Source organism: Nocardioides sp., assembly GCF_031422975.1.
GTDB lineage: Bacteria > Actinomycetota > Actinomycetes > Propionibacteriales > Nocardioidaceae > Nocardioides.
Window position 1 is genome coordinate 1 of record NZ_JANPEO010000142.1, and the last position, 4,547, is coordinate 4,547.

Here is a 4,547-nt window from a genome sequence, read left to right on the forward strand (position 1 = left end):
CTCGAAGCCGTGGATCTCCACGGACTCGTCATCGAGGAACGCGGTGTAGAGGCCGATCGCGTTGGAACCGCCGCCGACGCACGCGGCAATGGCGTCCGGCAGGGTGCCGTACTGCTCGAGGCACTGGGCCCGCGCCTCGTCACCGATGCCGCGCGTGAAGTCGCGCACCATGCTCGGGAACGGGTGCGGTCCGGCGGCGGTGCCGAAGAGGTAGGCCGTGTGGTCGACGCTGGCGACCCAGTCGCGCAGCGCCTCGTTGATCGCGTCCTTGAGGGTCGCGCTGCCCGACTCGACCGGGATGACCTTGGCCCCGAGGAGCTGCATGCGCGCGACGTTCAGGGCTTGGCGACGCGTGTCGACGGCGCCCATGTAGACGGTGCAGTCGAGGTCGAAGTAGGCCGCGGCGGTGGCGCTGGCGACGCCGTGCTGGCCGGCGCCGGTCTCGGCGATGACCCGGGTCTTGCCCATCCGCTTGGTCAGCAATGCCTGGCCGAGCACGTTGCGGATCTTGTGCGCGCCGGTGTGGTTGAGGTCCTCGCGCTTGAGCAGCACCCGGGCGCCGACCTGCTTCGAGAGGCGTTCGGCGTGGTAGAGCAGGCTCGGGGTGCCGGCGTACTCCGCGCAGATCTTCTCGAAGGCGCCGGTGAACTCCGGGTCGGCCATGGCCTGCTGCCAGGCCTCGGTCAGCTCGTCCAGCGCCGCGACGAGTGCCTCGGGCATGAAGCGCCCGCCCCAGGACTCGCCGAAGAAGCCGAGCTCATCTGCCTCGTATGTTGACCTCATCGCACTCCTGTCATCGCACGGACCGCCGACTCGGGGTCGCCGTTCTTGACCAGCGCCTCGCCGACCAGCACCACCTGGGCGCCCTCGTCGACGAAGCGCTGCACGTCTTCGGTGCCGCTGATGCCTGACTCCGCGACCAGGACTCGATCGTCGGGGACCAGCTTCGCCAGCCGGCCGAAGGTGTCGTTGTCGACGGCCAGTGTCTTGAGGTTGCGGGCGTTGACGCCGATCAGCTCGGCGCCGAGCGCGACCGCGCGCTCGGTCTCCGGCTCGTCGTGCACCTCGACGAGCACGGTCAGGCCGAGCTCGCGCGCCTCGTCGTACAGACGTCGCAGCTCGTCGTCGTCGAGCGCCGCCACGATCAACAGGGCCAGGTCGGCACCGGCCGCCCGCCCCTCGACGAGCTGGTAGCCGGAGACGATGAAGTCCTTGCGCAGGATCGGCGTCTCGACGGCCGCGCGCACGGCCCGCAGGTCGCCGAGGGTGCCGTTGAAGCGGCGCTGCTCGGTGAGCACGGAGATCGCGGCCGCGCCGCCCCGGGCATACGCCGCAGCCAGCACTGCCGGGTCGGGGATGTCCGCCAGCGCACCCTTGCTCGGGCTCTTGCGTTTCACCTCGGCGATCACGCTCGAGCCGGGGGCCCGGAAGTGGGGCATCGGGTCACGGGCCGGGTCGACGTCGGCCAGCGCGGCGCGCACGTCAGCGAGGGGCGTGGCAGCCTCGCGAGCGGCGAGATCCTCGCGTACGCCAGCGATGATCTCATCGAGCACGGACATGGCCCCACCCTCTCACTGCGACACCAACGCGGCTGAGGGTGGTTCAGGCAGCGAGCCAGTTGCCGGGCAGGTTGCGCACCACCGTGAAGACGCCGAGCACGACCAGTCCGGCGCCCCACACCCAGCCGGGGACGGCCAGGGGCTGCATCGCTGCGCCGCCGCGCCAGCAGGCCACCAGGCGCCGACCCCAGAGAAGGAGGATCAACGGGACCGCGAGCACGAAGACGAGGTTGCTCGACAGCGCGGCGCCGACGTCGAGGTGCGTGAGGTCGTTGACCGCGCGCAGCGATCCGCACAGCGGACAGTCGAGGTCGGTCAGCAGCTTGGTGGGGCACAGGCCCCAGGCACCCGCCACGTGCGGGTCGCGCAGCCGCAGCGCGAGCGTCGCCGCAGCCGCCATGCCGCCGATCGCGAGCGGCGAGGCGAGCCGACGGGCTCGCTCACTCACCGGCTCGTGCCGTCCGTCAGTGCTCGGTGTGGAAACCGAGCCGCGCCAAGATGAGGAACAGCGGGAACGAGACGACGCCGAGCGCGATCCCGACCCAGAAGAGCGTCATGCTGACGGGAGAGAGCATGAGCGCGATACCACCCACGAGGAAGCCGAGCATGGCAACGCCGACGGCCGTCCAGGCTGCGGGGGTGTTGCCGTGGTTGTCCGCCATGTGAAGAGCTCCCTGATCGTGGCTTTCCGGTGCGCGGTCAGTCTAGGGGGCGGGGTGCCTCGGTCGGGTCATGACCCTCGTCGAGGGCCTTCCAGAGCTCGAGGTTGCCCTCGGGCTCTGCTGCGACGACCTCGTTCGTCGGGGCGTCGTAGCGGGTGCCCATCTCGGGCCAGCTCGGCGTGAGGCGGACCGCGGCCAGCGTGGCGGCCACGCTGCCGACCGCGCCGATCAGCGCCGCGGCGTACCAGCCGGTGAGGGAGACCTCGGCCGTGTCCACGCCCGAGGCTGCGAACAGCGCGTCCTGCAGCGCCTCCTGCAGTGACCAGAACGCAAGCACGGTGGTGACGAGCAGGCCGAGGGCCACCACGGCTGCGAGCCCGGCGACGGCGCGGCGGACGCTGCCCCGGGTGACGAGGATGACGCCCCAGCACGCCAGCACCACGAGCGCGAGGGCAGCGGCGAGCGGTGACTCACGCACGCCGCTCATGTCGATGGCCGCGGCCGAGGCGCTCGAGGTGTCGACGGTGCCGGACGAACCGCTCACCCACGGTTGCGCCCCGGCGACGGCCGCGAGCGTGCCGCTGGCGAGCCCGAGGAGCAGGACCGGCCCGAAGGTACGGCGGGCCTCAGCCATCGAGTCGGACCTCGAGCTCATCAGCGTCGAAGCAGGTGCGATCACCGGTGTGGCAGGCGGCGCCGACCTGGTCGACCTTGACCAGGAGGGTGTCGCCGTCGCAGTCGAGGCGCACCTCGCGGACATGCTGGACGTGGCCGCTGGTGTCGCCCTTGACCCAGTACTCCCGACGCGAGCGGCTCCAGTACGTCGCCCGGCCGGTGGTCAGGGTGCGCGCGAGCGCCTCGTCGTCCATCCAGCCGAGCATCAGCACCTCACCGGTGTCGAACTGCTGCGCGATCGCCGGCACCAGCCCGTCGGGCGTGCGCTTGAGGCGTTCGGCGATGGCAGGGTCGAGAGAGCTCACCCGTCCAGTATCAGGGGTCGGGGTGCTCGGCCTCGCGCTGCGCCCACGTGTGCGCGCACTCCGCGGTGACCGGGCCGGGCGAGGTCAGCTCGCGGTCGTCCCAGCGTCGGATCGCCTGGACGTCGCGCAGGGTCGACACGAGGAAGGCCTCGCTCATCTGCTCGGCCACCTCGCGGATGGGCTCGTCGACCTCCACTCCTCCGCACCACTCGAGCACCAGGGCCCGGGTCACCCCAGCCAGGCAGCCGCTCGCCAGGCTGGGGGTCCTCAACTGGCCGTCCACCACGTAGAAGACGTTGGAGCCGGTGCCCTCGCAGAGGTTGCCGACCGTGTTGGCGAAGATCGCCTCCGTCGCCCCGCGCTCGGTTGCCTGCGCCAGGGCGATCACGTTCTCGGCGTACGACGTGGTCTTGAGGCCGGCGGTGGCGCCGCGCTCGTTGCGGGGCCAGGGCACGGTGGTCACCGCCGTCGTGGCGCCCACCGGCTCGATGGCCGAGTAGGCGACCACCAGGGACGCCGGTCCGACGCCGCGGCCCGAACCCATCGGAGCCGGCCCGGCGGTGTAGGTGATGCGCAGCCGGCCGAGCGGGTCCTCGGTCCCGGCCAAGACGTCGGCCACGCCGCGACGTACGACCGCGTCGTCCGGCGCGTCGAGGCCGAGACCCGTCGCGGACCGGGCCAGCCGGGTGAGGTGACGGGTCAGGGCGAAGGGAACCCCCTGGAGCGTCTTGATGGACTCGAAGACCCCGTCGCCGACGGTGAACCCGTGGTCGGCGACGCTCAGGCTCGCCCCGCTCGGATCGTCGAGGAGCTGTCCGTTGAACCAGGCGCGCATGCGGCCACTCTAGGCGTGCGAGAGCCCCGGATCGGGTCCCAGGACACGCCTTCCCCCACCCGATTTTGGTGCCCGTGAGCCCATCGGCTACTGTTCTGCTCGCACTTGACGCCGGTACTCAGGCCGAGAAATGCATGCGGACATAGCTCAGTTGGTAGAGCGCAACCTTGCCAAGGTTGAGGTCGCGAGTTCGAGTCTCGGTGTCCGCTCGGAGAGGTCTCTCCCCGTGCCTTCTTGTTCTTGGGAAGGCCTCCGTGGTGGGTTGGCCGAGAGGCGAGGCAACGGACTGCAAATCCGTGTACACGGGTTCAAATCCCGTACCCACCTCCAAGCTCCACAAGTGAAGAGCACGACCTCGGGCGATTGGCGCAGCGGTAGCGCGCTTCCCTGACACGGAAGAGGTCACTGGTTCAATCCCAGTATCGCCCACAAGTAAAGTCGCAGGTCAGAGGCCCTTTCGGGGCCTCTTTCCCTTTGTCCATGCAACATACGTGCAACAAGCCCAACAGCT

General features: G+C 70.4%; 7 protein-coding genes and 3 tRNA genes. 3 read left to right on the top strand and 7 right to left on the bottom strand.

Annotated features, from left to right (window positions below; genetic code table 11):
- From RMO85_RS04520 to RMO85_RS04550, 7 genes are all read right to left on the bottom strand, one after another.
- Window positions 1-783, bottom strand: a 783-nt coding sequence (locus RMO85_RS04520) for a pyridoxal-phosphate dependent enzyme (protein WP_310526744.1), incomplete at its 3' end; no start/stop codon positions are given.
- Window positions 780-1,559, bottom strand: a complete 780-nt coding sequence (gene trpC, locus RMO85_RS04525; RefSeq protein WP_310526746.1) for an indole-3-glycerol phosphate synthase TrpC — start codon at window positions 1,557-1,559, stop codon at window positions 780-782. The genes RMO85_RS04520 and trpC, both read right to left, overlap by 4 nt.
- A 43-nt stretch (window positions 1,560-1,602) precedes the next feature.
- On the bottom strand, window positions 1,603-2,007 hold the full coding sequence (locus RMO85_RS04530) for a DUF2752 domain-containing protein (protein ID WP_310526747.1): 405 nt from the start codon (window positions 2,005-2,007) through the stop codon (window positions 1,603-1,605).
- Between the two features lie 16 nt (window positions 2,008-2,023).
- Complete coding sequence (locus RMO85_RS04535) at window positions 2,024-2,221, bottom strand: HGxxPAAW family protein (RefSeq protein ID WP_310526749.1); 198 nt, start codon at window positions 2,219-2,221, stop codon at window positions 2,024-2,026.
- Window positions 2,222-2,258: 37 nt separating this feature from the next.
- Window positions 2,259-2,855, bottom strand: a complete 597-nt coding sequence (locus RMO85_RS04540; protein ID WP_310526750.1) for a Trp biosynthesis-associated membrane protein — start codon at window positions 2,853-2,855, stop codon at window positions 2,259-2,261.
- Window positions 2,848-3,201, bottom strand: coding sequence for a phosphoribosyl-AMP cyclohydrolase (gene hisI, locus RMO85_RS04545; RefSeq protein ID WP_310526751.1), 354 nt, complete (start codon window positions 3,199-3,201; stop codon window positions 2,848-2,850). The genes RMO85_RS04540 and hisI overlap by 8 nt, the downstream gene beginning before the upstream one ends.
- 10 nt (window positions 3,202-3,211) lie before the next feature.
- Window positions 3,212-4,036, bottom strand: a complete 825-nt coding sequence (locus RMO85_RS04550; protein ID WP_310526752.1) for an aminotransferase class IV — start codon at window positions 4,034-4,036, stop codon at window positions 3,212-3,214.
- A gap of 136 nt (window positions 4,037-4,172) precedes the next feature.
- Here RMO85_RS04550 and RMO85_RS04555 point away from each other — a divergent pair.
- From RMO85_RS04555 to RMO85_RS04565, 3 genes are all read left to right on the top strand, one after another.
- Window positions 4,173-4,245: transfer RNA gene (locus RMO85_RS04555), tRNA-Gly, on the top strand.
- A gap of 47 nt (window positions 4,246-4,292) precedes the next feature.
- A tRNA-Cys gene (locus RMO85_RS04560) sits at window positions 4,293-4,366 on the top strand.
- Between the two features lie 27 nt (window positions 4,367-4,393).
- Window positions 4,394-4,465 (top strand) — tRNA-Val (locus tag RMO85_RS04565).
- Window positions 4,466-4,547: the final 82 nt, after the last annotated feature.

Coding starts and splice junctions, on each gene's coding strand:
- RMO85_RS04540 (WP_310526750.1), bottom strand. CDS start 2,855: ATGGCTGAGGCCCGCCGTACCTTCGGGCCGGTCCTGCTCCTCGGGCTC.
- trpC (WP_310526746.1), bottom strand. CDS start 1,559: ATGTCCGTGCTCGATGAGATCATCGCTGGCGTACGCGAGGATCTCGCC.
- RMO85_RS04550 (WP_310526752.1), bottom strand. CDS start 4,036: ATGCGCGCCTGGTTCAACGGACAGCTCCTCGACGATCCGAGCGGGGCG.
- RMO85_RS04535 (WP_310526749.1), bottom strand. CDS start 2,221: ATGGCGGACAACCACGGCAACACCCCCGCAGCCTGGACGGCCGTCGGC.